At 67.9% G+C, this 26,997-nt stretch carries 27 protein-coding genes and 1 tRNA gene; 12 read left to right on the forward strand and 16 right to left on the reverse strand.

The window, feature by feature from the left end; all coding sequences use genetic code 11:
• Positions 1-166 precede the first annotated feature (166 nt).
• From acs to ACFW3F_RS08115, 3 genes are all read left to right on the forward strand, one after another.
• Positions 167-2,107, forward strand: a complete 1,941-nt coding sequence (acs, locus tag ACFW3F_RS08105) for an acetate--CoA ligase (RefSeq protein ID WP_388056062.1) — start codon at positions 167-169, stop codon at positions 2,105-2,107.
• Between the two features lie 138 nt (positions 2,108-2,245).
• Positions 2,246-2,752: a phage holin family protein gene (locus ACFW3F_RS08110; protein ID WP_388056064.1), complete on the forward strand. Its 507-nt coding sequence runs from the start codon at positions 2,246-2,248 to the stop codon at positions 2,750-2,752.
• A gap of 3 nt (positions 2,753-2,755) precedes the next feature.
• Positions 2,756-3,820, forward strand: coding sequence for an alpha/beta fold hydrolase (locus ACFW3F_RS08115; protein WP_388056066.1), 1,065 nt, complete (start codon positions 2,756-2,758; stop codon positions 3,818-3,820).
• On the opposite strand, the gene ACFW3F_RS08120 is transcribed toward ACFW3F_RS08115, so the two are convergent.
• From ACFW3F_RS08120 to nth, 4 genes are all read right to left on the reverse strand, one after another.
• The gene (locus tag ACFW3F_RS08120; protein WP_388056068.1) at positions 3,735-4,928 is read right to left on the reverse strand and encodes a MarP family serine protease; all 1,194 of its coding nucleotides are present in this window, start codon (positions 4,926-4,928) and stop codon (positions 3,735-3,737) included. The genes ACFW3F_RS08115 and ACFW3F_RS08120 overlap by 86 nt on opposite strands.
• Positions 4,925-5,761, reverse strand: coding sequence for an NUDIX hydrolase (locus ACFW3F_RS08125; RefSeq protein ID WP_388056070.1), 837 nt, complete (start codon positions 5,759-5,761; stop codon positions 4,925-4,927). Before ACFW3F_RS08125 ends, ACFW3F_RS08120 begins: the two co-directional genes overlap by 4 nt.
• Entirely contained in the window at positions 5,758-6,378 is a 621-nt protein-coding gene (locus ACFW3F_RS08130; RefSeq protein ID WP_388056324.1) for a TlpA family protein disulfide reductase, read from the reverse strand. The genes ACFW3F_RS08125 and ACFW3F_RS08130 overlap by 4 nt, the downstream gene beginning before the upstream one ends.
• Positions 6,379-6,482: 104 nt before the next feature.
• Complete coding sequence (nth, locus tag ACFW3F_RS08135; protein ID WP_388056326.1) at positions 6,483-7,172, reverse strand: endonuclease III; 690 nt, start codon at positions 7,170-7,172, stop codon at positions 6,483-6,485.
• 332 nt (positions 7,173-7,504) lie between these two features.
• Between nth and ACFW3F_RS08140 the strand changes: the two genes are divergently transcribed.
• On the forward strand, positions 7,505-7,768 hold the full coding sequence (locus tag ACFW3F_RS08140) for a hypothetical protein (protein ID WP_388056072.1): 264 nt from the start codon (positions 7,505-7,507) through the stop codon (positions 7,766-7,768).
• A gap of 170 nt (positions 7,769-7,938) precedes the next feature.
• Positions 7,939-8,613: a Crp/Fnr family transcriptional regulator gene (locus ACFW3F_RS08145; protein WP_004022089.1), complete on the forward strand. Its 675-nt coding sequence runs from the start codon at positions 7,939-7,941 to the stop codon at positions 8,611-8,613.
• A 265-nt stretch (positions 8,614-8,878) separates the two neighbouring features.
• Here the strand turns inward: ACFW3F_RS08145 and ACFW3F_RS08150 are convergent, their stop codons facing one another.
• From ACFW3F_RS08150 to ACFW3F_RS08185, 8 genes are all read right to left on the reverse strand, one after another.
• Entirely contained in the window at positions 8,879-9,700 is an 822-nt protein-coding gene (locus ACFW3F_RS08150) for an MBL fold metallo-hydrolase (protein WP_388056074.1), read from the reverse strand.
• A gap of 81 nt (positions 9,701-9,781) precedes the next feature.
• A complete protein-coding gene (locus ACFW3F_RS08155) occupies positions 9,782-10,924 on the reverse strand; it encodes a flotillin family protein (RefSeq protein ID WP_388056076.1) in 1,143 nt (380 codons plus the stop codon).
• A gap of 208 nt (positions 10,925-11,132) precedes the next feature.
• Positions 11,133-11,381, reverse strand: a complete 249-nt coding sequence (locus ACFW3F_RS08160) for a hypothetical protein (protein ID WP_388056078.1) — start codon at positions 11,379-11,381, stop codon at positions 11,133-11,135.
• A 38-nt stretch (positions 11,382-11,419) separates the two neighbouring features.
• A complete protein-coding gene (locus ACFW3F_RS08165; RefSeq protein ID WP_388056080.1) occupies positions 11,420-12,655 on the reverse strand; it encodes an MFS transporter in 1,236 nt (411 codons plus the stop codon).
• Positions 12,652-14,151 carry an MFS transporter gene (locus ACFW3F_RS08170; protein WP_388056328.1) on the reverse strand — a complete coding sequence of 500 codons (1,500 nt, stop codon included), beginning with the start codon at positions 14,149-14,151 and terminating at the stop codon, positions 12,652-12,654. Before ACFW3F_RS08170 ends, ACFW3F_RS08165 begins: the two co-directional genes overlap by 4 nt.
• Positions 14,152-14,340: 189 nt before the next feature.
• Entirely contained in the window at positions 14,341-15,102 is a 762-nt protein-coding gene (locus ACFW3F_RS08175; protein ID WP_388056082.1) for a TSUP family transporter, read from the reverse strand.
• An 8-nt stretch (positions 15,103-15,110) separates the two neighbouring features.
• On the reverse strand, positions 15,111-15,584 hold the full coding sequence (locus ACFW3F_RS08180; protein WP_388056084.1) for a RidA family protein: 474 nt from the start codon (positions 15,582-15,584) through the stop codon (positions 15,111-15,113).
• A 2-nt stretch (positions 15,585-15,586) separates the two neighbouring features.
• Positions 15,587-15,751 carry a DUF4177 domain-containing protein gene (locus tag ACFW3F_RS08185; protein ID WP_004022081.1) on the reverse strand — a complete coding sequence of 55 codons (165 nt, stop codon included), beginning with the start codon at positions 15,749-15,751 and terminating at the stop codon, positions 15,587-15,589.
• A 43-nt stretch (positions 15,752-15,794) separates the two neighbouring features.
• Between ACFW3F_RS08185 and ACFW3F_RS08190 the strand changes: the two genes are divergently transcribed.
• Positions 15,795-16,892, forward strand: coding sequence for an ArsA family ATPase (locus ACFW3F_RS08190; protein WP_388056086.1), 1,098 nt, complete (start codon positions 15,795-15,797; stop codon positions 16,890-16,892).
• Complete coding sequence (locus tag ACFW3F_RS08195; protein WP_388056088.1) at positions 16,892-17,986, forward strand: ArsA family ATPase; 1,095 nt, start codon at positions 16,892-16,894, stop codon at positions 17,984-17,986. The genes ACFW3F_RS08190 and ACFW3F_RS08195 overlap by 1 nt, the downstream gene beginning before the upstream one ends.
• Before the next feature lie 113 nt (positions 17,987-18,099).
• Here ACFW3F_RS08195 and ACFW3F_RS08200 read toward each other — a convergent pair whose 3' ends face one another.
• The gene (locus ACFW3F_RS08200; RefSeq protein WP_388056090.1) at positions 18,100-18,408 is read right to left on the reverse strand and encodes a WhiB family transcriptional regulator; all 309 of its coding nucleotides are present in this window, start codon (positions 18,406-18,408) and stop codon (positions 18,100-18,102) included.
• Positions 18,409-18,729: 321 nt separating this feature from the next.
• Here ACFW3F_RS08200 and ACFW3F_RS08205 point away from each other — a divergent pair, with 321 nt between their 5' ends.
• The 4 genes from ACFW3F_RS08205 to ACFW3F_RS08220 all read left to right on the forward strand — a co-directional run bounded on the left by ACFW3F_RS08205 (position 18,730) and on the right by ACFW3F_RS08220 (position 23,172).
• Positions 18,730-21,177, forward strand: a complete 2,448-nt coding sequence (locus ACFW3F_RS08205) for a penicillin-binding protein (protein WP_388056092.1) — start codon at positions 18,730-18,732, stop codon at positions 21,175-21,177.
• 74 nt (positions 21,178-21,251) lie between these two features.
• Positions 21,252-22,259 carry a metallophosphoesterase gene (locus ACFW3F_RS08210; protein ID WP_388056094.1) on the forward strand — a complete coding sequence of 336 codons (1,008 nt, stop codon included), beginning with the start codon at positions 21,252-21,254 and terminating at the stop codon, positions 22,257-22,259.
• Positions 22,256-22,981 (forward strand): haloacid dehalogenase type II, encoded by a 726-nt coding sequence (locus ACFW3F_RS08215; RefSeq protein WP_388056096.1) that lies wholly within the window; start codon positions 22,256-22,258, stop codon positions 22,979-22,981. The genes ACFW3F_RS08210 and ACFW3F_RS08215 overlap by 4 nt, the downstream gene beginning before the upstream one ends.
• Positions 22,978-23,172 (forward strand): hypothetical protein, encoded by a 195-nt coding sequence (locus ACFW3F_RS08220; RefSeq protein ID WP_388056098.1) that lies wholly within the window; start codon positions 22,978-22,980, stop codon positions 23,170-23,172. The genes ACFW3F_RS08215 and ACFW3F_RS08220 overlap by 4 nt, the downstream gene beginning before the upstream one ends.
• Positions 23,173-23,248: 76 nt before the next feature.
• Here the strand turns inward: ACFW3F_RS08220 and ACFW3F_RS08225 are convergent.
• Together ACFW3F_RS08225 and ACFW3F_RS08230 are read right to left on the reverse strand one after the other, a co-directional pair.
• Positions 23,249-23,322, reverse strand: a tRNA-Pro gene (locus ACFW3F_RS08225).
• A gap of 41 nt (positions 23,323-23,363) precedes the next feature.
• The gene (locus ACFW3F_RS08230) at positions 23,364-24,269 is read right to left on the reverse strand and encodes an AraC family transcriptional regulator (protein WP_388056100.1); all 906 of its coding nucleotides are present in this window, start codon (positions 24,267-24,269) and stop codon (positions 23,364-23,366) included.
• Between the two features lie 81 nt (positions 24,270-24,350).
• Between ACFW3F_RS08230 and ACFW3F_RS08235 the strand changes: the two genes are divergently transcribed.
• A complete protein-coding gene (locus ACFW3F_RS08235) occupies positions 24,351-25,265 on the forward strand; it encodes an SDR family NAD(P)-dependent oxidoreductase (RefSeq protein ID WP_388056102.1) in 915 nt (304 codons plus the stop codon).
• Here ACFW3F_RS08235 and ACFW3F_RS08240 read toward each other — a convergent pair whose 3' ends face one another.
• Positions 25,266-26,993, reverse strand: a complete 1,728-nt coding sequence (locus ACFW3F_RS08240) for an L-aspartate oxidase (RefSeq protein WP_388056104.1) — start codon at positions 26,991-26,993, stop codon at positions 25,266-25,268.
• Positions 26,994-26,997: the final 4 nt, after the last annotated feature.

The raw sequence follows: 26,997 nt of genomic DNA on the forward strand, positions 1-26,997 counted from the left end.
TCGTCGTCGCTCACCCGCCGTTCATCGCGTATCGGCCGCGTTCGCATACGAGACTGTTCCAGCCCTGACTGTGACGTGACTACGCTCACACTGATTCCCCGTTCGGACGCGGGGTCACCCTACTGTTGGGTTGACCGCCGTCGACAGCGAAAGGCCCCAGTCACCGATGTCCTCCACCGTCCAGGCATTTCCACCCTCCGACGAGTTCGCCGCCCAGGCCAACGGCACCGCCGAGCTGTATGACCGTGCCGATTCCGATCGCCTCGACTTCTGGGCCGAGCAGGCCCGGCGGCTGGAGTGGGCCACCGACTTCACCACCACCCTCGACTGGTCGGATGCTCCGTTCGCGAAGTGGTTCGTCGGCGGGAAACTCAACGTGGCGGTCAACTGCGTGGACCGCCACGTCGCCGCGGGCAAGGGCGACCGGGTGGCCATCCACTGGGTCGGGGAACCCGGCGACACCCGAGACCTCACCTACAGTCAGTTGCTTGCCGAGGTCAGCAAGGCTGCCAACTACTTCTCCGCCATCGGACTCGTCCCCGGTGACCGCGTCGCCATCTACATGCCGATGGTGCCCGAGGCCCTGATCTCGATGCTCGCCTGCGCCCGACTCGGACTCACCCACTCGGTGGTCTTCGCCGGCTTCTCCTCCGGTGCGCTGCGCTCGCGCGTCGACGACGCCGAGGCCAAGCTGGTCATCACCACCGACGGCCAGTACCGCCGCGGCCAGCCGGCACCGCTGAAGGCCCAGGTCGACGAGGCGCTCGGAACCGGCGAGGACGCCGCGAAGTCGGTCGAGAAGGTCCTCGTCGTGCGTCGCACCAACCACGACCCCGACCTGAACTGGGTCGAAGGCCGAGACGTGTGGTGGGAAGACACCGTCGACGAGCAGTCCGACACACACCAGGCCGAGGCGTTCGACGCCGAACACCCGCTGTTCCTGCTCTACACCTCGGGCACCACCGGCAAACCCAAGGGCATCGTGCACTCCTCGGGCGGCTACCTCACCCAGGTCAGCTACTCGTTCCACTACGTGTTCGACCACAAAGAGGGCCGTGACGTCTTCTGGTGTGGCGCCGACATCGGCTGGGTGACCGGCCACTCCTACCTCGTCTACGGCCCGCTGTCCAACGGCGCCACCGAGGTCGTCTACGAGGGAACCCCCAACTCCCCCAACGAGCACCGCCACTTCGAGATCATCCAGAAGTACGGCGTGACCATCTACTACATCGCGCCGACCCTGATCCGCACCTTCATGAAGTGGGGACGCGAGATCCCCGACGCCCACGACCTGTCCAGCATCCGGCTGCTCGGTAGTGTCGGCGAACCGATCAACCCCGAGGCCTGGAAGTGGTACCGCGAGGTCATCGGCGGCAACTCCGCACCGATCGTCGACACCTGGTGGCAGACCGAGACCGGCGCCATCATGATCTCGCCGCTGCCCGGGGTGACCGCGACCAAGCCCGGATCGGCGATGACACCGCTGCCCGGGATCAGCGCCAACATCGTCGACGACCAGGGCAATCCCGTCGGCGCAGGCGAACAGGGTTACCTCGTGCTCGACCAGCCGTGGCCGTCGATGCTGCGCGGCATCTGGGGCGACGACGAGCGCTTCCGCGAGACCTACTGGTCACGATTCGCCGAGCAGGGCTGGTACTTCGCCGGTGACGGCGCCCGCTACGACGCCGACCACGCCCTGTGGGTGCTCGGACGCGTCGACGACGTCATGAACGTCTCCGGCCACCGCATCTCCACCGCCGAGGTCGAGTCGGCCCTCGTCGGTCACTCCGGTGTCGCCGAAGCCGCGGTCATCGGCGCCGCCGACGAGACCACCGGCCAGGGCATCGTCGCCTTCGTCATCCTCCGCGAAGGCGTGGAGAACACCGGCGACCAGCTCATCGCCGAACTGCGTCAGCAGGTGTCGGTCGAGATCTCCCCGATCGCCAAACCCCGCGAGATCAACGTCGTGCCCGAACTGCCCAAGACCCGCTCGGGCAAGATCATGCGACGCCTGCTGAAAGACGTCGCCGAAGGACGCGAACTCGGCGACACCTCCACCCTCGTCGACCCATCGGTCTTCGAAGCCATCCGCGCCAAGAAGGCGTAGCGCAGCTCCACGAGGTCGCCACCGGGCCCGCTGACGTCGCGTCGGCGGGCCCCGGTCGTCTTCTGCGCAGGGTGGCTCGCCACCTTCGCCGCGCCCGCATGGCAACATATGGCCATCAGCCGAACAACGGAGGATTCTGTGAGCCCCAACGAGCACGGCCTGCCCGACGCGGGCCGGGACTCCGTCCCGTCGATCCCGCTCTCCGACGCCAACGCCGGTCACAACGGCGAGCCGACGATCGGAAGCCTGGTCAAAGACGCGACCGCCAGTGTCTCCACCCTGTTCCGATCCGAGGTCGCACTCGCCAAGTCCGAACTGGTCACCGAGGCGAAGAAGGCGGGCGCCGGCACGGGGCTGCTGATCGTCGCCGGCGTGATGGCCCTGTACTCGAGCTTCTTCTTCTTTTTCTTCCTCGCCGAGTTGCTCGACGAGTGGGTCTGGCGCTGGCTGGCGTTCCTGATCGTGTTCCTCATCCTGGTGACGGTCACCCTGATCGCCGCCTTCGTCGGCTACCTCTTCTTCAAACGGGTCCGCGGACCCAAGAAGACGATCGAATCCGTCAACGAGTTGCCGAGCGTCCTGCCGCACCGGGGCGGGACCCACGAGCCGACGCACCCGAGAATCCCGCCCGCCCGCGAAGGGTGAGCCGTGAGCGCGGAGCCTGACCCCTCGAGCGTTCGTCTCCCGGGCGACTGGGAGCACTTCGACGTCCGCGCCAACGGAGTCCGGTTCCACGCCGTCCAGCCCGCAGGCGTCCCCGCCGGCGACCGGCCACTGGTACTGCTGCTGCACGGTTTCGGCGAGTTCTGGTGGAGCTGGCGACACCAGTTGACCGCGCTCACCGACGCCGGCTTCCGTGCCGTCGCCGTCGACCTGCGCGGATACGGCGACACCGACAAACCCCCGCGCGGTTACGACGGCTGGACCCTCGCCGGCGACACCAACGGCCTCGTCCGCGCGCTCGGCCACACGCGCGCCAGCCTCATCGGTCACTCCGACGGCGGACTGGTCTGCTGGGCGACCGCCACGCTGCATCCGCGCGTCGTCGACCGGATCGTCGTCATCGCGTCACCACACCCCCGCGCCCTGCGTCGACGGGTGTTGCGCGACAAGGCACAACGGGCACGATTCCTGCCGCTGTTCCTGCGGAATCAGATCCCCCGCCTCGGCGAACGCCAGGTCACCCGTGACGATGCGGTCTTCGTGTCCGACTACTTCGGGGAACGATCGTCGGCGCCCTGGCGGGCCGACCCCGACTATGCGCACACCGTCGAACTCAACCGCTCGGCCATGATGATCCCGAACGTCGCACATTGCAGCCTCGAGTACCGGCGCTGGGCGTTTCGTTCCCAGTTCCGGCCGGACGGCGCGCGCTTCATGGAACTCATGGACCAGCGACTGCATCTTCCGGTGCTGGCCCTCCGCGGCCGCGACGACCCGTACATCCTCGACGACGCGATGGCCGACAGCCACCGGTGGGCGGCGCACCAGATGTACCGCCAGGTCGAGGGCAGCGGTCATTTCGTCCATCAGGAACAGCCGGCTGCGGTGACCGAGCACATCGTCGAGTTCCTGCGCCACGAGCCCGAACCGACCGCCGACAGCACGCGCCGATCGGCCCGAAAGGTCAGGCGAGGACGCAGCGTTGCGTACTCACCCGCTCGCTTCGTCGCTCGGATTCGTCGAAGTCAGAGCGGACCTGACGGGCGGTGAGCACGAAACCGGTCTCGTCGGCGGCGTTCTCGGCGGCACCGAACACCACACCGAGCACCTCGCCGTCCGAGTTCAGCAGCGGCCCACCCGAGTTACCCTGCCGGATCAGACCCCGGACGGCATAGACCTCACGGGTGACCTGACCGGTGCGATAGATGTCGTCTCCGGTGTGGGCGAACACCGCACGCACTCGCAGCGGGCTGACATAGAACGGTCCGGCCTCGGGGAAGCCCAGGGCGATGGCGTCGTCCCCGGTCGAGGCCGGGCGGGAGGCGAACCTCAGGGCCGGCGCCCGAAGCCCCGGGACATCGAGCACGGCGATGTCGTTCTCGCTGTCGAAGAGCACGACTCGCGCGGCGAGCTGCGCCCCCGTCGAGGTCTGGACCTCCAACCGCTCGGTGCCCGCGACCACGTGCGCATTGGTCATGACCCGCTCGGGCGACACGACGAACCCGCTCCCCTCGAGGGCCTGGCGGCAGCTCGGCGCCACACCCTCGATCTTCACCACGCTGGGGCGCGCCTGCGTCACCACCGGAAGCTCCGCCAACGCCTGATCGGGGGGGTCGACATTCGTCGACGGGGTGCTGACGAACGGGAGCTTCGGGAGCCCAGAACTGTCCAGGAGCGCCTTGAAGTCGTCCGGTATGTCATCCACCCACTGCGGCGACAGCGCGTCGACGCCGGTGAGCACCTTCGAATCGCGCACGGCTCCGGCGATCGTCGGATCGGCCGACTCCCGCAGCGGGATCGCCAGCAGACCAGCGGCCAGCAGCACCGCGACCACCTGTAGCAGCGAGCCGACACCGCTGTCGACGGCGCGCAGCCCGGGCGACCGGATACCACCGCGAGCCGCACGTCCCAGAACCATGCCGGCAACCTCGCCGACGACGACGAGCACGACCAGCACCAGAATCCCGGCGAGCACCCGCGCCTGCAGGTCATCGAACCGCTCGATCAGGCGAGGCGCGAGCAGCAGGCCGGCAACGGCACCGAGTGCGACACCGACGAACGCCAGCGCCGACGCGACCGCACCCGATCGATACCCACTGGCCGCAGCGAGCAGCGCGATGCCGATCACGATGACGTCCACCCAGGTCGAGCCGGTCATCGGGAGCCTCCGGACTCGGCGTTGCGGGCGTCGACCACGTCGTGCTCATCCTGGGGCAGTTCGGCGAACCCCGATTCCTGTCGGCTGCCGGCGAGCTCGATCATCTTCTCCAGCGAACGCACGTCGCCCTTGTCCCACGGACGGTCCCAACCGGACACCTCGCTGATGGCAGCGACGAGCCCGCCCGTGAAACCCCACACGAGCAGGCGGTCGACGAAGAACGCGGGCCCCTTGTAGACGATGCCCACCGCCTTGCGGCGGACCTGGAACCGATTATCCGGGGCGAGCAGCTCGCGCAGATTGATCCGGTCCACCCGCGCGGTCTCGCCCTCGTCGACGACGCGCACGTCGCTCGGACGGTGCCAGTAGCCGATCACCGGCACGACGTCGAAACCCGAGACCCCGACCGGGAAACTCGGGAGGGTCGCGAGAATGCTCACTCCGGAAGCGTCGAGACCCGTCTCCTCTGCTGCCTCCCGCAGCGCTGTCCCCACCGGGAAGTCGTCGCCGGGATCGGCCGCGCCCCCGGGGAAGGCGACCTGCCCGCTGTGCTGACGCAGTGTCGGCGCACGCTCGGTCAGCAGGACCTCGGCGTCGGCGGGCAGACCGCCGGGATGGTCATCGGCCGACTCCCATGAGCCGGAGAACAGGATCAACACCGCCGCCGACCGCGACTTCGTCGGAAGCATCGACGCCAAGCGTGAGCGATCTCCCCCGCGATTGTCGACGCTCCTGGTGACAGCGGTGACGTCGTCGGTCAGCGCCCTGAGCCACGGCGGGATCTCCGCGCGCGGGACCAGCGGCCCCACAGCCGCACGCGGTCGCCCGCTCATATCCGGACGCCCAGATGCTCCGACACCGAGTCGGCGATCTCGTCCGGACTGTCGAAAACGCCGGGATACACCTCGGCGACCGTGCCGTCGGGTCGTAGGAAGACAGTCGACGGGAAGACCCGGGGCGCGTTGATGGCCGCGGCCACCTTCCCGTCGAGGTCGAGCACGGACGGCAAACTGACTCCGATCTCGGTGAGCAGCGTCAGCGGGAAGAACGGATTGCTTCCGCCCTCCTTGGCGTGCAAGGCCAGCACGGTGACCCGGTCGCCTGCGCGAGCGGCGAACTCCTGGAAGTAGGGCAGCTCGGTCTTACACGGACCACACCACTGCGCCCACACGTTGATCACGAGCGGCCGACCCGCCGTCGCCGCGCCGAGGTCGTAGGGCGCACCCGTACTCAAACAAGGCTCGACGATGCCCGCGAGGACGGAATCGGGCGACTCCGCCAGACCTGTGACCGGGCAATCGGGCAGCGCAGCGGCGCTTCGCGCCTCCGCCACACGCGCCTCGTCCACCGGCGCGTCGATGGGCCGGAGTCCACTCGCCGATGGCGGCGCACTCGACATCGGCTCCGGGTCGTCGCCGCGCGGCCAGATCGCCACGATCAGCGCGATCATCACGATCACGAAGACGACAGTCCACCGCGCGGCGGGTGGGAAGCGCGAATCGCGCGGGGATGACTCGGTGTTCGGTGTGTCGTTCACGGTGTTCGGTGTCTCGTTCACGGAGCAGCGAATCCTGCCAACTCGAGGAGATGCTCGGTCTCCGGCCCCTTCACCAGGGCCGCGGCCTCGACCTTGTCCATCGGCCCGGTCCCCACCGACGGACAGTCCTTCGCGAGGATGCACACCCCGCAGGCCGGCTTGCGCGCATGGCACACCCGGCGGCCGTGGAAGATGACCCGGTGCGACAGATCCGTCCACTCGCGGCGTTCGATGAGTTCACCGATCGCGTGCTCGACTTTCACCGGGTCCGTCTCCTCGGTCCACTGCCAGCGTCGGACCAGGCGGCCGAAGTGGGTGTCGACGGTGATGCCGGGCACACCGAAGGCATTGCCCAGCACCACGTTCGCTGTCTTGCGTCCGAATCCGGGCAGCGACACCAGATCCTTGAGATTGTCCGGCACCTCCCCGTCGAACCGCTCGACCAGTGCCTGCCCGAGCCCGATGAGCGAATTCGCCTTGTTGCGGTAGAAGCCCGTCGGACGGATCATCTCCTCGAGTTCGGTCCGGTCCGCACCCGCGTAGTCCGCGGCCGTCCGGTACTTGGCGAACAGGGCCGGGGTGGTCTGGTTCACGCGGACATCGGTGCACTGGGCCGACAGGATCGTCGCCACCGAGAGCTCGAGTGGATCGGTGAAATCGAGTTCGCAGTACACGTGCGGGAACGCGACCTTCAGGGTCCGATTCATCCGTCGCGCGCGCCGGACCAATCCGAGATGGGTCTCCTGCTTGCGTACCGCGGCCGGGCCCGCGGTCGCAGTCTTGCGTGCGCTCACCTGATTCAGGTTAGCGATGCGCACGGCGATGCCCGATCCGACTGGTCATCGAACACCCCGCGCCGACACCAGCACCCTCCTCGAGGGCGGCATTCTCGCAGGTCAGGCGGGAGTGTTCGCCCTGAGTGAAGGTCTGGGTGCGGCGACGGCCAGCTGCTCACACGCAACCTACGGTCAGGTAACAAGTCAGTGACGGCGGCCCTCCTGATGAGGATTCCGGGGGGTCGATTGTGTTTACTTGTCCCATGCACGGTCTCGCGGCGCTGCTGTTCCCGGCTGTACTCATGCTTTTCGCCATGGGCATGGACAAGGTCCAGTCCCGGATCGACCGCTCGGCGGTCTCCCGCGACGAGGTCGAGGACTTCCTCGACTCGGCCGACGCCCAGAACGTCCAGACCCTCGCCCGCGAGGGAATGCCGGCGGCGCTCGACGAACTCCGTGACCGCCGCGTCACCCGTCACGAATCGGCCGTGACCGGCCACGCCGAATCGCCGCAGCGGGCCAGCTGACCGGTCGCTGCCGACCCGTCATCGTCTCCGCGTCGACACCTCGACGACCGGACACACACGCAATGAGCCTCCAGTGACCCATCCAACACATATGCTTGGGCGCGGGGTAGCGTAGCCAAGGGCGCGATCTCACACGTGGCTGTAGCAAAGATTCGAGAAAGGTTCCCTAGGTGGAAGAAGTACTGGCGCGGGCGGGCATATTCCAGGGCGTCGAGCCCTCCGCCGTCGCGGCGCTGACCAAGCAGCTTCAGCCCGTCGACTTCCCTCGCGGACACGTGATCTTCCACGAAGGCGAGCCCGGGGATCGGCTCTACATCATCATGTCCGGCAAGGTGAAGGTCGGTCGCCGTTCCCCCGACGGACGAGAGAACCTGCTGACGATCATGGGACCGTCCGACATGTTCGGCGAGCTCTCCATCTTCGACCCCGGCCCCCGTACCTCGTCCGCGACGACCGTCACCGAGGTCCGCGCGGTGTCGATGGACCGCGACGCGCTGAAGGCATGGATCAAGGACCGTCCGGAGATCGCCGAGCAGCTGCTGCGCGTTCTGGCACGTCGCCTGCGCCGCACCAACAACAACCTCGCCGACCTGATCTTCACCGACGTCCCCGGTCGTGTCGCCAAGCAGCTCCTGCAGCTCGCCCAGCGCTTCGGGACCCAGGAGGGCGGCGCCCTGCGCGTCACCCACGACCTGACCCAGGAAGAGATCGCACAGCTGGTCGGAGCTTCGCGCGAGACGGTGAACAAGGCCCTCGCCGACTTCGCACAGCGCGGATGGCTGCGCCTCGAGGGCAAGAGCGTCCTCATCGCCGACTCCGAGCGTCTCGCGCGTCGCGCGCGCTGACCCTTCGAGACGCTCGCTGCGCTCGCTCCTCAGGGAGCAGGGAAAGGTCACCGCGCTCGCTCCTCAGGGAGCAGGGAAAGGTCACCGCGCCCGCTCCTCAGGGAGCAGGGAAAGGTCACCGCGCCCGCTCCTCAGGGAGCAGGGAAAGGTCACCGCGCCCGCTCCTCAGGGAGCAGGGAATGGTCACCGCGCCCGCTCCTCAGGGGCTAGACACTCAGACACGACGAAGGCCGTCGGCTTCGAGAGCCGGCGGCCTTCGTCGTGGTCAGGCCTCGCGCAGATACTCCAACTGGGCCTTCACCGACATCCGCGCGGCGGGCCACAGCTTCTTGTCGACGTCGGAGTACACCCTGCGCACCACCTTCATCGGCTTCGCGTCACGGGCCGACACACCCATCGTGTCGAGGGCGGCGACGATCTGATCGAGCCGCTCCTCCCGATGCGCTTTGTAGTACCGCGCCACCGGTCCCAGATCGGGATGGTCCGGGCCGTGCGCGGGCAGCAACGACGACCCCTCGCCTTCGACGATGAGACGGTTCAGCGAGTTCAGGTAGTCGCGTAATCCGCCGTCGGTGGGATCGAGCACGGTCGTCCCACTCCCGAGGATCGTGTCACCGGTCAGGACAGCGCGTTGTCCGTCGTGTTCGACGAGGAAGCTGACGGAGTCCCCGGTGTGTCCCGGGGTGTACAGCACCGTGATCCGCAGACCCGCCGCCTCGATCACCTCGCGATCCCGGAGCGGCGCCCCCTGTCGACAGTGCTTCGCCAGACGAGCGCGCACCGGGGCGCCGGTGCGCTTGTGCAGGCGCGACACTCCGCCGGTGTGGTCGAAGTGCCGGTGCGTCACCAAGACCAGTGAGACCCCGGGCAATTCGGCGAGGCGCCGGGCGTGGTGTTTGTACTTCGGCGGTCCCGGGTCGACGACCACGCATTCGTGGCTACCGGGGGCACGCAGCACGTAGGTGTTCGTGCCGTCGAGTTCCATCATCCCGGAGTTGTCGCACAGCAGAACCGACGCGAAGGGAGTCACTTCTCGCAGCACCCCGTAAGCCGGGTGCGTGGGTGCGGCGTCGTTCGATGAGCTCATGGTCTCCGACCTTATCGACTCGATGCGAATGCCCGGGCGGAGCCCGACCATCCGACCGTGATCGGAGAAGGTCTTCGGTCCTCAGTTCCCGCTGACGGGGGCGCCGTTCACGGAGTACTCATCGGACGTGTCGTCGACTACCGCCGGTGCCACCTGGTCCTGCAGACTGCGCAGCAGCGCGGCGCCCTGGGTGATCACACCCGTCATGATCTCGTTGACACCCTCGGCGCCGTTGTACACGGTGAGGTTCGCGGTGCTCAGGCCCTTGGCGACCTCCGCGACAAGCGTGGGCAGGGCTTCGATGAGCTGCTGGTCGAGGGCGATCCGGTTGTGTTGTGCGGCGGCCGCGGACTGGATCTCGACAGCTTTGGCCTCGGCCTCGGCGATGATCTGCCGTCGCAGCGCCTCTGCCTCCGCCGGCTTCACGACCTCCGAGATCAGTTCCTGTTCACGGAGTTCGGCCTGAGCCTGGGCGAGCAGGGACTGTTCGCGGATGACCTCCTGGTTGACCCTGGCCTGCGCGAGTGGACCGGCCTGCGCGGCTTCGGCATTGGCCTTGTCGGTCTCGGCCTTGATCGCGGCCCGCTTGATGGCCGTCTCCCGCTCGTAGTCGGCCTGGTTGCGCAGCGACTCCTGCTGCGCCTTCGCCGATTCCTGGTCGGCGCGAGCACGTTCGACGGCCGCCTCCCGCTGCACCTTGGCGATGTTCGGAGCGGCCAGCGCGTTGATGTACCCGGAGTCCATGTCGTCGATCGACTGGATCTGGAACGAGTCGACCACGAGACCGATCGATCCCATCTCGCGCTTGGATGCGTCGAGCACCTGACGTGCCAGGGTGTCGCGTTCACGGATGATCTGCTCGACCGTCATCGAGCCCACAATGGACCGCAGATGGCCCGAGAAGACCTGTCCGGTCAGCTGATTCATCTCGTTCTCCTGCTCGGAGATGAAGCGCTGCCCGGCATTGACGATCGACACCACGTCGTTGCCGACCTTGTGGGCGATGACCGCCCGCACGTTGAGTTGGATGCCCTGGGTGGTCACGCAGACCTCGCGAATGGTCGCCTCGTGCAGTGCCATCGACAGGAAACGGACCTTGCGGAAGAAGGGCATGACCCATTTGCCGTGACCGACCACCACGACGAACGGCGCGTCGTCGGTGTCGGACTTGGCGCCGGAGATCAACATCGCCTCGTCGGGTTCGGGAACGTAGTAGCCGAGCATGGGTTCTCCTCGAGATCGTCGGCGCCGGGAGCGACGCGAGCGGGCCGGGTGTCGCAGCGCCGGGAGCGAAGCGAGCGGGCCTGGTGTTGGCGGCGCCGGGTGCGCGGCGAGCGGGGTGGTCGTGTCGCGGCGCCGGGAGCGAAGCGAGCGGGGTGGTCATGTCGGACTCAGATCTTGCCGCATCCGGCGACTCACGGCGATCGGTTGTTCACATGGTGCGGTTCGGCGCACCATGTGTGGACCCGGGGACCGGCTCCCACGGCTCGACGTCGACGATCCGACCCGGCCACTCGGCGATGACGAGTACAGCGGAGTCGAGAACGATCGGTCCGGTGGCACGCGCGAGGAATCGCTCGGTCCCACCGCCGAACGGCAGGTCGATCTCGCCGAGGCCCTCGCCTCCGGGGATCGACATCGTCACGGTCCCGGTGCGTCCGAGGAGTTGCGGTGCCGGCATCCGACGACCCTTCTACTCGTCTGACAGTGTGTCGAACACTAGGCCAACGCGTTTCGACGCCGGTCGCGGACACCGTCGAGTACCACATACACCGCGGTCAGCACAGCGATCACGGCGGCGCCCAGAACCAGCGTCGGATAGCCGAAGGCCCCGACGACCAGCCCGGCGAGCGCACCCGCGGCCGCACCCGCCAGACTCATCGATGTATCCGAAACACCCTGTGCCGGAGCGCGTCGCGCGGTGTCCACACTGTCGGTGAGGAGTGTGGAGGCCGCCACCGTCGACGCCGACCACCCGACACCGAGCAGCACCAATGCCACCACGAGGCCCGTCTGCGAGTCGACGAACACGAAACCGACGACGCAACTGACGGCGAGTACTGCCTGACCGCCGAGGATCACCGGGATCCGCCCGGTTCGATCGGCGAGCAGTCCCATCACCGGCGCGAAGGCGTACATGCCGGCAATGTGGGCGCTGATGGACAGGCCGACCAGGGTCACCGAGGCGCCCCCGTGATGCATGTGGACGGGCGTCAGCGCCATCACGCCGACCATGATCGCGTGCGCCGACACCACCGCGGCCATCGCCGCGCGGGCCGGCGGAGAATGCACGATCGCCGACAACCCCTCCGCCAGAGACACCTTGGCGCGCGACCCGCCCGCTTCGCCGATCGCCACCACGAGCGGATCGGGGCGCAGCCCGACGAACAGCACGGCCGCCGCGCCGAAGCACCCCGCGGCACCGACGAGGAACGGCCCCGCCAGATCGGCCATCGCGAACCACCTCGCGACCGTCGCACCGAGCGGGACCACCGCGGGCCCGATCACCGCGCCGACCATCGTCGTCCACACGACGAGCGACAGGTCGCGACCCCGCGTGCCCGCCGAGGACAGATCCGTGGCCGCAAAACGTGCCTGCAGGCTCACCGCGGTGCCCGACCCCACCCCGGCCATACCGATGAGCATCAACGCGAACCATCCGCGGTCGACGGCCCCGGCAACGACCAGGGCCCCGACACCGGCGATCAGAAGACCAGTTGTCAGCGCTGGACGACGGCCGCGCCCGGCTGCCAGCGACGCCAGCGGGAGACCCGCGGCGGCGGCCCCGAGCGTGAGCACGGTGGTCGGCATCCCGGCCAGTGATTCCGTCCCCGACAGTTCCTCACCGAGAATCGCACCGAGCGCCAGTGCCCCGCCCATCGACAAGCCGCCGAGGATCTGGGCCATGCAGAGCAGGCCGATGGTTCGGCGCTGCAGGGCGAGATGCGAGCTCATGATTGCCGGCGCCCCGGCCCGCTCCTCATCCGGAGCGAGTTGACCGTGCCGAGCACGCCCGCGGCCAGCGGGACCAACAGCGCCACCTGTAGCGCCACCGGCCGGACCTCGGTGTTGATCGCGATGATCTCGTCGCGTACATCGGCGGGCTGACCGGCCAGCAACTCGGTCAGCTGGGTGTTGCTCATCACCTGCGCATCGTCGTCGAGCACTTGCGCGACACGTTGCTGTTCCGAGGGCGCCAGGACGTCGCTGGACTCTGTCTCGCGGACGAACCCGAAGGCGAGTGAGGCGAGGAGAATCGCACCGGCACTCGCGAGTCCGAAGGACAATCCGAATGACCCGGCCGCGGAGTTCGTTCCGGCGGCCTCGCTCACCCGCTCGTCGCTCACCGGCCCCAGGGTGTAGTCGTTCAGCTGCGAGACGAGCAGTCCGAGCCCGGCGCCGGCCACGATGAGCGGCACTATCAACCCCCAGCCGAAGTCGGCTCGCGGCACGATCGGCAGGAGCACGGCAACCCCCAGCGTGAGCAACCCGAAACCGCCGAGCACGATCGTCGACGGGGGCCGGGTGTGGGCCCGTCGGCCGGCCACCAGCGCGACCGCGAACATGCTGAGCGACAGGGGCGCCAGCGACAGGCCGGCTTCCATGGCGTTGTACTCGAGGACCATCTGAAGGTAGATCGGCAGCGAGATCATGATGCCGCCGAGCGCGATCTGCTGGAGCAGCTGCTGAGTCACTCCCAGACGGAAGGGCTTCGAGCGGAACAGATCCGGGTCGAGGAGCGTGGGCCGCCCGTTGCGGCGCCTGCGGATCAACCACCAGGCCAGTCCGCCCAGACCCCCCGCGCCGACGACCAGCAGGATGCCGACGGCCTCACCGCCCTCCTGCCAGACGAGAATCCCCAGGACGATCCCGCCCATCCCCAGCACGGAGAGCAGCGCGCCGATCGGGTCCACTCCGCGCGGTCCCGTGTACGCGACGTCGCGCACCAAACCCATACCGCACAGCACGATTGCGATGATCACGACCTCGCCGACGAAGGCCAGCCGCCATGACAGGTACGTGGTGATGAAACCACCGAGGAGCGGTCCGACCGCGGCCGCAATCGCCGCCGCGGCGCCCACGAGGGCGTACACCCGCTTCTGGTCGTCACCCTGGAAGTTGCCGTGTACCAGCGATTGCATGGCCGGCAGCAGGAGCGACGCCCCCACCCCGCCCACGATCGCCCAGAAGACGATGATCGTCGTGAGACCTTGGGCGACTGCCATGGCGGACGCGCCGACGGCGTACGCCAGCAACCCGATCACGTAGGCCCGCCGCCGGCCGATCAGATCCCCGACCTTGCCGCCGATCAAGATGAACGCGGCGGACACCAACGCCTCGAGGGCGATCGCCGACTGCACCCCACTGACAGTGGTGTCCAGATCGCGGACCACAGCCGAGATCGACACATTCATGAACGAGGTGTCCACGACGAGGACGAACATCGCCATCGCGAGCAGCAGGGCCAGGACGCGCTGCTTACCCGACAACGGAACCGCGGTCTCGGAAGATGTCGAATCGCTGATGGTGCACCGCCTCTACGACAGTCGCGTCGCGGGCCCGCCCGCCGCGGGTTCGACGTGAAGAGCATAGTCCGGCCGAGCCGGTTCACACCGGTGTTCGGCCGTGCGCAGTCGTCCTCACCCGGCGATCAGGTCGTACCCGAGCTTGCCCACCATCACGACGACGACGGCCAGCAGTACCCACCGCACAAACGAACTCCCGCGACCGATCGCCATGTGCGAGCCGATCTGGGCGCCGGCGATATTGGCGACCGCAAGGCCGAGCCCCAACAGCCACAGCACATTTCCCTGCAGGCCGAACACCGTGAGGGCGCCGAGATTGGTGCCGGTGTTGATGACCTTGGCCATCGCCGAGCTCTCCAGAAAGCTCGTCCCGACCAGCGCGGTCAGGCTGATGATTAGGAACGTCCCGGTCCCGGGACCCATCACCCCGTCGTAGAACGCCACGACGACACCGGCGAGCACGAGACCCGCGATCGTCGAGACGCGCGAGCGTGGACCCGTCGACGTATCACTCCCGAAGCCGGGATTGAGCGCGACGAACAGTCCGACACCGACCAGCATCACCAGCACGATCGGGGTGAAGATCTCGGTGGGCAGGACAACTGCCACCATCGCACCGAGTGCCGAGAAGACCAGAGCCGCAACGAAGACCGGGATGAGGCGGCGCAGATCGATCCGGACGTGGCGCACGTAGCGCCACGCCGCCGACGCGGTCCCAAAGACCGCGGCCAGCTTGTTGGTGCCCAGAGCCGTCGCGATGGGCAGCCCCGGCTGGGCGATCAGCATCGCTGGGATCAGGACGAGCCCACCGCCCCCGACCACGGCGTCGACCCAACCGGCCGCGGCGGCCGCTGCGACGAGGAGTGCGACGTCCAAAGCGGACGTCAGGCCACTTCGACGATCAGTTCCACCTCGACCGGCGCACCGAGCGGGAGTTCGGCCACACCGACCGCGGAGCGCGCGTGCACGCCGGCCTCACCGAAGATTTCACCGAGGACGTCCGACGCACCGTTGATCACCTTCGGCTGCCCGGTGAAACCCGGCGCGGACGCCACGAATCCGACGACCTTGACCACACGAACGATCGCGTCGATACCGACCAGCGCGTCGATCGCGGCGAGGGCGTTGAGTGCGCACACCCGGGCGGCCGCGGTCGCCTCCTCCGGCCGAACGACGCCTTCGGCGCCGTCGTGTACCTTGCCGCGCACCGACAGTTCGCCGCCGACCACGGGCAACTGACCGGAGGTGTAGACAAGGCTGCCGGTGCGCACGGCCGGGGTGTAACTCGCCACCGGCGGCACCACGGACGGGAGCTCGATGCCCAGCTCGGCGAGACGATCTGACCACGTCGTCGCCATGGTCAGCCCTTGGGTCGCTTCAGGTACGCGACGTGCTGTTCGCCCGTCGGACCGGGCAGAACCGACACCAGTTCCCAACCGTCGGCGCCCCACTGATCGAGGATCTGCTTGGTGGCGTGCGTCAACAGAGGCACGGTCACGTATTCCCACGCGGTCACTTCACTCATGGACTCACCCTATCTGGCGACGGTCAATGGATAAGGTGTTGCGGTGGCCAATGAACAGGGCTCACGATCCGGGTCGGGTGAGTCGCTCGATTCCGGCGTGACAGACAACGCTTCCGGCAGTGCTGTGACAGACAGTTCGTCCGTCGCGCGCGAGAACGAGTGGCCGGAGGCCGCCGCGCGCGCCCGCCTGCACTTCGTGTCGGGGAAGGGCGGCACCGGGAAGACCACCGTCGCCGCGGCGCTGGCACTCGCGCTCGCCGCCGACGGCAAGAAGGTCCTCCTCGTCGAGACCGAGGGACGCCAGGGCATCGCGCAGGTCTTCGACCTCCCGCCATTGCCGCCGACCGACACCCGCATCGCGACCGCCGAGGGCGGCGGCGAGGTGTCCGCGCTGGCGATCGACATCGAGCACGCCCTGCTCGAGTACCTCGACATGTTCTACAACCTCGGCTTCGCCGGCCGCGCGATGAAGCGGATCGGCGCCATCGACTTCGTCACGACCGTCGCCCCCGGCCTCCGTGACGTGCTGCTCACCGGCAAGATCAAAGAGCGCATCATCCACACGGACAAGCAGGGCAACCGCGTGTACGACGCGGTGGTCGTGGACGCACCGCCGACCGGCCGGATCGGGAACTTCCTCGACGTCACGCAGGCCATGGCCGACCTCGCCAAGACGGGTCCGATCCGCAATCAGAGCGAGGGCGTGGTCCGTCTCCTGCATTCGGAGGAGACGATCATCCACCTCGTGACGCTCCTGGAGGCGATGCCCATCCAGGAGACCATCGAGGCGATCGACGAGTTGCGCGGGAAGGGCCTCAACCTCGGCAGCCTCGTCATCAACCGCGTGAGCGAGCCCCACCTACCCGCCGACGCGATCGACGAGATCGCCGAGGGATGGGTCGACGCGGGTCGAGTGGAGGACGGCCTGACCGCCGCCGGACTCACACTGGCCGAGGGGGATCTGGCCGGCCTGCTCACCGAGACCATCGAGCACGCGACCCGGTTGCAGGCCCAGCAGATCGCCAAGGCGCAGCTCGACGAGGTGGAGTTGCCGACACTCGAACTACCGTCGCTCGGCGACGGTGTGGACCTGGGTTCCATCTACGAGCTGGCCGACCTCCTCCAGAAAGCGGGTGCGTGATGCCACTCGACCTCAAGATGGGCTCGGTGCTGACCGACCCGTCGACCCGTGTCGTCATCTGTTGTGGCGCAGGCGGAGTCGGCAAGACGACCACCGCCGCCGCGATGGCCATGTATGCCGCGGAGCAGGGCCGGACCGTTGCCGTGCTGACGATCGATCCGGCCAAACGCCTGGCCCAGTCGCTCGGGATGTCCGAACTCACCAACGATCCGCAACCGGTCGCGATCGACGGCAAGGGCACGCTCGACGCCATGATGCTCGACATGCGACGCACCTTCGACGAGATGGTGCTCGAGTACTCCACACCTGAGCGCGCCGAGGCGATCATGGAGAACTCCTTCTATCAGACCGTGGCCTCGTCGTTCTCCGGGACGCAGGAGTACATGGCGATGGAGAAGCTCGGCAAGCTGCTCGAGCAGGATCACTGGGATCTGATCGTCGTCGACACCCCGCCGTCGCGGAACGCACTCGACTTCCTCGACGCGCCGCAACGGTTGGGTTCGTTCCTCTCCGGTCGTCTGATGAAGGTGCTCGTCGGCGGTGGCCGTGGGGTCGGCCGCATGGTGACCGGCGCGATGAGCCTGGCCATGCGCGGCGTCTCGACGATCATCGGCGGCGAGATGCTCCGCGACGTCGCGACCTTCGTCCAATCACTGGATTCGATGTTCGGCGGGTTCCAGGACCGCGCCGCCAAGACCTACGCACTGCTGAAGCAGCCGGGTACCCAGTTCGCCGTCGTGGCCGCGGCCGAGGCCGACGCCCTGCGGGAAGCCGCGTTCTTCGTCGATCGCCTGTCGGAGGAGTCGATGCCGCTGGCCGGCCTGATCCTCAACCGAACTCACCCGAACCTGACGTCGATCCACGAAGAGGCCGCTCTGGTCGCCCTCGAGTCGGTCACCGACGACCTCGCTCGCGGCGTCCTTCGGATCCACGCCGACCGGGCCGCCACCGGCAAGCGCGAACTGCATCTGCTGCAACGGTTCACCGCATCGCACCCGCGCGTGCCGATCGTCGGGGTGCCGGCGCTGCCGTTCGAGGTGGCGGACGTGACCGCGCTCCGCGCGGTGGCCGAGCAGATCACCGGCCGGGGCTGACCGCTACGCTCCCCCGCTCATCGAGCATGTGACGAGCCGTCAGCCTCTTGGTCGAGCATGCGACGAGCCGTGTCGAAACCTCACTCGACACGGCTCGTTGGATTCGCGTGGGCTCAGACCGCGTCGCGGTGGCGCCGAACCTGTGCGGCGAAGAACGCCGACCAGGACGTGACCTCGGGATGCTGGCGGAGGAGGGCGCGCCGCTGCCGTTCGGTCAGCCCGCCCCAGACACCGAATTCGACGCGGTTGTCGAGGGCATCGGCACCGCATTCGAGCTGGACCGGACAGTGACGGCAGATCGTTGCGGCCTTGCGCTGGGCCGCACCCCGCACGAACAGGTCATCGGGGTCTCCCCCTCGGCACCGCGCCTGAGCAACCCACGCCAAGCGCTCTTCTTCGTTGGAAACTACCGCTGTCGCCATCCGCCACCCCTACCTGTCGTATCTGCGTAGCTGCGAGAACGCCTCAACCCGCTGCTCAAACCACATTTGCAGCGGACTGTTATGTGAGTCACATTCTGCACTCAATCTAGGGATCTGTGCTTTGGGGCGCAACCCCTGGAAGCAACAAAGTGGGACAACCGTGCAAACTCATCCGTTCGGAGGCGGCGACGGTCGCGCGCGTCCGGGTCGGCGGGGCACCAGAAATGGGGACACCCGATCACCCGCAGGTTTCCCTGTCCACGCCGCCCGCGGGCGAGGCAGGACGATGCCGAAGACGAACGCACGTATCCTGTCGGGGTGATGTCGAAGAAACTGTGGTCGCTGGCGTGGGCGAGCCTGCTGGCCGGAGTTCTCGTCGCCGGCCTGCTCTACCCCGTCGCCAGCGGAATCGGCGTCGTCTCCAACCGAGCGGCGGCCGCTGTCGAGAACGTGTCCTCCGAACTACTCAGCGGCACGTTGCCGGAGGTCACCACGATGACCGACGTCGACGGCAAGCCGATCGCGGTGCTGTTCGACCAGTACCGCTACCAGGTCGGCTACAACGACATCTCGCCCGACATGATTCGGGCGATCATCTCGGTCGAGGACCGGCGGTTCCTCGAGCACGACGGCGTCGACTGGAAGGGCACCATCCGTGCCGCGCTGAAGAACTCGTCGTCGGGCGAGGTCCAGCAGGGTGCGTCGACGCTCGACCAGCAGTACATCAAGAACTATCAACTCCTCGTGCTGGCCCGGACCGAGGCCGACCGGCAGGCAGCGGTCGAGACCACGCCCGCGCGCAAGCTCCGCGAGGTGCGCATGGCGCTCACCCTCGAGCAGACCCTCATCGATCAGGCCAAACGCGACAAGGGACTCGACGACGCCGCCGCAAAGCAGGAGGCGAAGAAGCAGATCGTCACCCGCTACCTGAACGTCGTGCCGTTCGGCAACAACGCCTACGGCATCGAGGCCGCCGCGCAGACCTACTTCGGCATCCCCGCCAAGGATCTGCGCGTCGAGCAGGCCGCACTGCTCGCCGGCATGGTGCAGTCCAGCTCGGCCCTGAACCCCTATTCGAACCCCGAGGCCTCTCTCGCTCGGCGGAACCTCGTGCTGGACACGATGATCGAGAACTTCCCGGAACGACGCGACGAGCTGGTCGCGGCCAAGGAGACGCCTCTCGGCGTGCTCCCGCGTCCGCAGACCCCGACGCAGGGGTGCATCGCGGCGGACAACAACGGCTTCTTCTGCGACTACGCCCTGCAGTTCCTCGCCGAGAACGGCATGTCCCGCAACTCGGTCCTGCGCGGCGGCTACATCATCCAGACCACGCTCGACCCCGAGGTCCAGCGCTCCACGGTCCGCGCGGTGAAGAGTCAGGCCAGCCCGACCGCCGACGGTGTCGCCGACGTGATGAGCACGGTCCGTCCGGGCACCCGATCGCACGACGTGCTGTCGATGGCGTCGAGCCGCGACTACGGCCTCGATCTCGGCCGAGGCGAGACGATGCAGCCGCAGCCGTTCTCCATGGTCGGCGACGGCGCCGGTTCGGTGTTCAAGATCTTCACCGTCGCGGCTGCGATGGAGAAGGGACTCGCCGCCGGTTCGAGCATTCCGGTGCCCGGGTCGGTCGCGGTCGAGGGCATGGGCAACAGCGGCGGGGTCAACGGCTGCCCGCCCAACGCCTACTGCGTCCGCAACAGCGGCCGGTACCCGGCCTCGATGTCGGTGACCGACGCTCTCGCCCAGTCCCCCAACACGGCGTTCGTGAAACTGCTGCAGCAGGTGGGCGTGAAGCCGGCCGTCGACATGGCGGTCCGACTCGGCCTGCGCTCGTACACGATTCCCGGGTCATCCGGGAACGGCGAGAAGAGCATGGCCCAGTACGTCAAGGACGGGAACTTCGGGTCGTTCACCCTGGGGCCGCTCCCCATCAACGGCCTCGAACTGGCGAACGTGGCCGCGACGATCGCCTCCGGCGGCACCTGGTGCCCGCCGAATCCGATCAAGTCGATCAGCCGCATCAAGCGCGATCAGTACGGCAACCCCGTCATGGATGCCGAAGGCCGACGCGCCCTGGTCTCGGTGCCGTTCACGACACCTCCGTGCGAGCAGGTCGTCGACGAAGGGCTCGCACACACTCTCGCCAACACCATGAGCAAGGACGACGTGGGCGCCGGAACCGCGGCCGCCGCCGCGGGCTCCGCGGGATGGACGCTGCCGATGTCGGGTAAGACCGGCACCACCGAGGCGTACCGGTCCTCGGCCTTCCTCGGCTTCACCAACCAGATCGCGGGCGCCGCCTACGTCTACAGCGACGGCCCGAACCCGCAGGGCGTGTGCACCAGCCCGCTCCGTTCCTGCTACGACGGCAACGTGTTCGGCGGCATGGAGCCCGCCCGGACCTGGTTCCAGGCGGTTCGACCGGTCGCGACCAAGTTCGGACCGGTTCGGCTGCCCCCGATCGACCGCGCGTACTGGAACGGCAGCGACCGGGGCCGCATCCCGCAGGTCAGCGGTCTCCCCGCCAGCGAGGCCACATCACGCCTGCAGGGCGCCGGATTCAAGGTCAGCGAACTCGACGTCGACAGCGGGCGTCCGCAGGGCACCGTGGTCTTCACCGCACCGTCCGACTCGGCCATGCCCGGCAGCACGGTGACCATCTACGTCAGCAACGGGCGCCGCGCCGGCGGTGACGAGGGCGGTCCCACCGAGACCACGGTCGTGGTGCCCGGCGTCGGACCGGTGGTGATCCAGCTACCCGGCTGACCCGCGGCCCGTCCGCGACAAGCCGCTCCCGAAACCGGGACGGGATCGTCGAGCAGGATGCGTATTCTGGGGTGATGCAGCACTCCGAACTCGACATCGCACGCCTCGGCATCCCCCGCCTCGGTCCGTCCGGTTCCGGGGTACCCGTCCGCGCGTTGGCCGGTGTGGCGGGACTCGCCGCGGCCGGGTTGTTCTACTCGACGGTGATCGAGCGCAACGCCTTCGCGCTGCGCCACACGACGCTGTCGGTCCTCGAACCCGGCGCCTCGCCGCTGCGGGTCCTTCACATCAGCGACCTGCACATGATGCCCAACCAGCGTCTCAAGCAGGCGTGGATCGCCGAGCTCGAGGCGCTCGAACCGGACCTCGTGGTCAACACCGGCGACAACCTCGCGCACCCGCAGGCCGTGCCGTCGGTGGTCCAGGCGCTCGGTGGTCTGCTGTCGCGGCCCGGACTGTTCGTCTTCGGGTCCAACGACTACTTCGGTCCCAAGCCCAAGAATCCGCTCAAGTACTTCAAGAAGGACCATCAGCGCACGCAGGGCGAGCCGCTGCCGTGGCAGGACCTGCGGGCGGCGTTCACCGAGCGCGGCTGGCTCGACGCGACACACACGGTCCGCGAGCTGGAGGTCAGTGGCGTTCGTGTCGTCGCGGCCGGGGTCGACGATCCCCACATCGAGCGGGACCGGTACGAGACGATCGCCGGCCGCCCGAATCCGCTGGCACATCTGCGTCTGGGCCTCACCCATTCGCCGGAGCCGCGGGTTCTCGACCGCTTCGCGGCCGACGGTTACGACCTGGTCATGGCAGGCCACACGCACGGCGGGCAGCTCTGCCTGCCGTTCGTCGGTGCACTGGTGACGAACTGCCAGCTCGACCGGTCCCGGGTGAAGGGTCCGTCGAGCTGGGGGTCGTCGATGAAGCTGCACGTGAGTGCGGGTCTGGGCACGTCCCCGTACGCCCCGGCACGCTTCTGCTGCCGCCCCGAGGCCAGCCTGGTCACCCTCACACCGGTGTCGCACGGCGACGCCGACTACGACGCCGACCAGTCGCTGCCGCAGCTGGCCCGGGAGACCATGTGAGCACTGACCTTCACCCCCGAGTGAAGGTCCTCGCGTTCGACACCTTCGGGACGGTCACCGACTGGTTCACCGGCATCTCCGGTGCCGTCCGTGCTGTCGTCCCGGGAGTCGACGCCGCAGCGTTCGCCAAAGAGTGGCGACGCCGGTACTCACCGATCCTGGCCCGCGTCGAATCCGGCGAATTGCCGTGGCGTCGCCTCGATGATCTGCAGACCGAGACGCTGCACGACGTCGCCGCTCTGTTCGGAGTCGCACTCGACGACGAGCAGGCCGGCTCTCTCGTCCGCGCGTGGCGGACGATCCCCGGTTGGCCGGATGCGTCGGAGGGACTCCGACAACTCAAGCGGGACTTCATCATCTGCGCACTCAGCAACGGCACCGTCGCCCTGCTCACGGACATGGCCCGGCACAACGACTTCCCGTGGGACGTGATCGGCGGTTCCGACATCTGGCGGCACTACAAGCCGGCACGCGAGACCTACTGCGGGCTGGCCGATCTCCTCGAGGTCGAACCCGCCGAGGTGATGATGGTCGCGACCCACCAGAGCGATCTCGACGCAGCGCGGTCCTTCGGGCTGCGAACGGCGTTCGTCGAGCGGCCGGACGAGTGGGGCGGGGACGAGAAGGACGATTCCGGCTCACCGGACAACGACTTCCACGCGACGGATCTGCTCGATCTCGCGCGGCAACTGAGCCCGCCCGAGGGGGCGACTCCCCGATGACCCTCGACGACCTGTTGCGCTGGGAGGACTCCGGGGCGTCGTGGCGGGTGGTCCACCATGGACCGGACGGCGTCACCCTGGGTCTGCTGAGATGCGACGGCGGCGAGGAGGTCGATCGGGTTCTCACCGACGACCCGATCATCCTGGCGCACATCGGCGGTCGGCTCTCGTCGGCCGACGACCTCGAGTGACGCAGACCTTCGGATACGAGGAGACCCCGACCGGATTTCTCCAGGTCAGGGTCTCTTCTGCAATCTCAACCTTGCGTCGGGGTGGCGGGATTCGAACCCACGACCTCTTCGTCCCGAACGAAGCGCGCTACCAAGCTGCGCCACACCCCGTGTGTAGCCTGCGATAGCTTATACCCCGCCTCGGCCGAGTACTAAATCGCCTGGTCAACTGCACGGACGCGCCGGTACGCGTCGGGCGATGTGCCGATGACGCGTGTGAACGCCACTGTCAGTGCGCTGGCCGACCCGTACCCGACCTCGCGGGCGATCGTGGCCAGCGTCTCGTCGCCCGCGCGCAGTCGCTGCGCCGCGAGTTCCATCCGCCACGCCGTGGCGTAGGCGAGCGGCCCCATGCCCACCGACCGCTCGAACCGGATCGCGAGCGTGGAACGTGAGACCGACGCGACGGACGCCAGTTCGGCCACCGTCCACCGATATGCCGGATCCCGGTGGATGGCGCTCACCGCCGCGGCCACCACCGGGTCGCGCAGGCCCGTCAGTATTCCGGTGGCGCCCGTCGGCTCGAGACGCAGGATTCGAACCAGCATCGCCGTCGCCACACTTTCGGCGACGACCTCGGCCCCGGGCTGCGACGACCGCAACTCCGCGTCGATGACAGCGATGTCGTCCCTGATCGACGCGGCGTCGGGATGGTCGGAGGCGACGTGGACCACCGCCGGGAGGCGGTCGATGAGCAGCTCGTGCGCCCGGGCGCCGAAATCGAATCGGCCACCGATCAGCTCCACCCGATCACCAGTGGCCTCACCGACGCGTGCGAGATCGACCCCGGCGAAGACGAGGTGCGCGGGCTCGGACCTCATCGACGGATCGGTTGCGAGAACGAACGGCAGGCGAGCCGCCAGGAGAAAACAGTCGCCCTCGGCGAGCTGGATCACCTCGTCGCCGACCCGCAGGACGCATCTCCCCCGTCGCACAGCGTTGAACTTGATGCCGGGAGGCGCGTCGAAAGCTACGGACCAGCGCCCACGACCCGACATCCCGGCGGACAGGTGCGCGGTCACCTCGGCAACCCGGAGTACGTCGGAAAGGGGATCCATACGACCATTCTGGACTCTCGCACATGAAATCGCGCCGAATAGCCATTCCCCGTCCAGCCAGGTCGGCATAACCTCATCCACATGACCACTTTCACCGCACATTCGACGACATCTGACGTCCTGAACGGCATCGACCTCGCCGGCACTCGCTTCATCGTCACCGGCGGCGGCTCCGGCATCGGAGCCGAGATCAGCCGGGCACTGTCCGGAGCAGGCGCCGAGGTCGTCGTGGCGGTCCGGGACCCGAGCCGGGTGGGTCGCCTCTCGCCGCGGGTTCGTGCCGAACAGCTCGATCTCGCCGACCTCGACTCGGTACGGGCATTCGGTCGACGATGGGACGGTCCGCTCGACGCCCTGATCGCCAACGCCGGGATCATGGCCTACCCGGATCATCAGCTCGACGCCTCTGGGTGGGAACACCATCTCGCCGTGAACTTCCTCGGGCATTTCGCGCTGGCCGGGGAACTCCACGCTTCCCTGGCCGCGGCAACCGGCCGCCTGGTCGTGGTGTCGTCGGGGGCACACCGGGACACGCCGTTCGACTTCGATGACCCCCACTTCCGACGGCGCACCTACGACCGATGGTCGGCCTACGGACAGTCCAAGACAGCCGGCGTCCTCTGGGCAGTGGCCGCGGCGCAGCGGTGGGCTGAGGACGGGATCACCGCCAATGCGCTGAACCCCGGCTGGGTGATGACCGGCCTGCAACGACACGTCGACGACGCGACCATGCGGGCGATGGGCGCGATCGATGACGACGGCAACGTCATCACCCAGCCCTACTCGAAGACGCTCTCCGAAGGAGCGGCTCCGAGTGTCCTGCTGGCCGCGTCCCCGGCGATCGCCGAAGTCACGGGCCGGTACTTCGAGGACAATCAACCCGCACCCGTGACAACGGCCGGACCGACAGGCGTCGCGCCGCACGCCGTCGATTCCGTGGCCGCGCAACGGCTCTGGGACCTTGCCGCGGCCGCGGTGCACGACTCCGGACGTTGACTACTCGACCAGCTTTCCCTCGGTCGAGACCTCCTGCATCAGCTCCGCGACCTCAGGTGCGATGGGAGCAATCGGTTCCCGCACGATCCCGGACGGCGACCACACGAGATTCACCTGGAAAGCGGGATCGAGATCCGGGTGATCACTGCGGTTGTGGCAGCCACGCGTCTCGCGCCGCTCCAGCGCGGCTTCCATCGTGGCGCGGGCGGCAAGAGCCGCGGACTTGAGATCGAATGCGTGCGCGAGATCCTGGTACCCGGCGATGTCGGGATGAATCCCGATGTCCCGCATACGCTCCTCGATGGCATCGAGTTCGGCCAGACCACGCCGGAGGCCGGTTTCGTCGCGCACCACTCCGGCGTATTCGGTCATGATGTCGCGTATGCCCCGCTGCAGGGCCCGGACGTTCTCGGGGCCATCGGCGCCGAGCAGGGTGTCGATCTCCCCACGCGCTTCGGCGACCGCCTCCGGTGACCGCTTCTGCACGTCGAGGCCTGCCGAGTACGCGGCCGCGGCGCGTCCTACGATCCGCCCGTACACCAGCAGTTCGATCAGTGAATTGCCGCCGAGTCGGTTGGCTCCGTGTAGTCCGCTGGCAGCCTCACCCACTGCGTACAACCCGTCGACCCCGGTGGTGTGATCGTCGGCGCGAACCCACACCCCGCCCATCGAATAGTGCGCGGTGGGCGCGATCTCGATGGGTGCGCGAGTGATGTCGAGCATCTGCAGTTCGAGCATTGCCTGATAGACCCTGGGCAGTCGGGTCATGATCGTCTCCCGCGGGAGGTGCGAGACGTCGAGCCAGACTCCGCCGTTGGCGGTACCGCGTCCTTCTTTTATCTCGGTGTACGCCGCCAGGGCAACCCGGTCCCGCGTCGACAGTTCCATCCGCTGGGGGTCGTAGCGCGCCATGAACCGTTCACCGAGTGCATTCGTCAGGATGCCGCCCTCACCTCGTGCGGCCTCGGAAACCAGAGTGCCGGCGGCGCTTTCGGGCTCGATGATCCCTGATGGGTGGAATTGGACCAACTCGGGATCCCGAATTCGCCCACCGGCTTCCACCGCGAGTCGAAAGGAGTCACCCGTGTTCTCGTCACGGCGGGAAGACGTGCGACGCCAGATCCGAGTGTGCCCACCTGCGGCGAGGATGACCGCGTCCGCCCTGATGAGGTACCGCGTTCCGTCTGTCAGGTCGAACCCATACGCGCCGAACACCGCGTTGTCGCGCACCAGGATTCGGGTGATGTAGACACTGTCGATGATCTCGACACCGAGCTCGTCCGCCCGTCGGATCAGGGCGCGCTGGATCTCGAGCCCGGTGTAGTCGCCGGCGAAGGCCGTGCGCCGATACATGTGGGCCCCGAAGAACCGCTGCGAGATCCGTCCGTCGGACTCCCGGGCGAAGTTCATCCCGTATCGCTCGAGGTCCTCGATACCCTGCGCGGCACCGCGGGTTACGACATCGACGGTGTGCGGGTCGGCGAGGAGGTAGCTCTCCTTGATCGTGTCCGCGGCGTGCTGCTGCCACGAATCCGAAACGTCCATGGTCCCGAGCGCCGCGTTGATACCACCCGCGGCGAGCGAGGTGTGCGCATCCATCTTCGGTCGCTTTCCGACCGCCAGCACGTCGACGCCGGCCTCGGCGAGCTCGATCGCCGCGCGCAAACCCGATCCGCCTGTGCCGATGACGATCACGGACGTGGACAGCTGGGGTTCCTCGGTACTCATGGGG

Source organism: Gordonia sp. NPDC058843, assembly GCF_042743165.1.
Lineage (GTDB): Bacteria > Actinomycetota > Actinomycetes > Mycobacteriales > Mycobacteriaceae > Gordonia.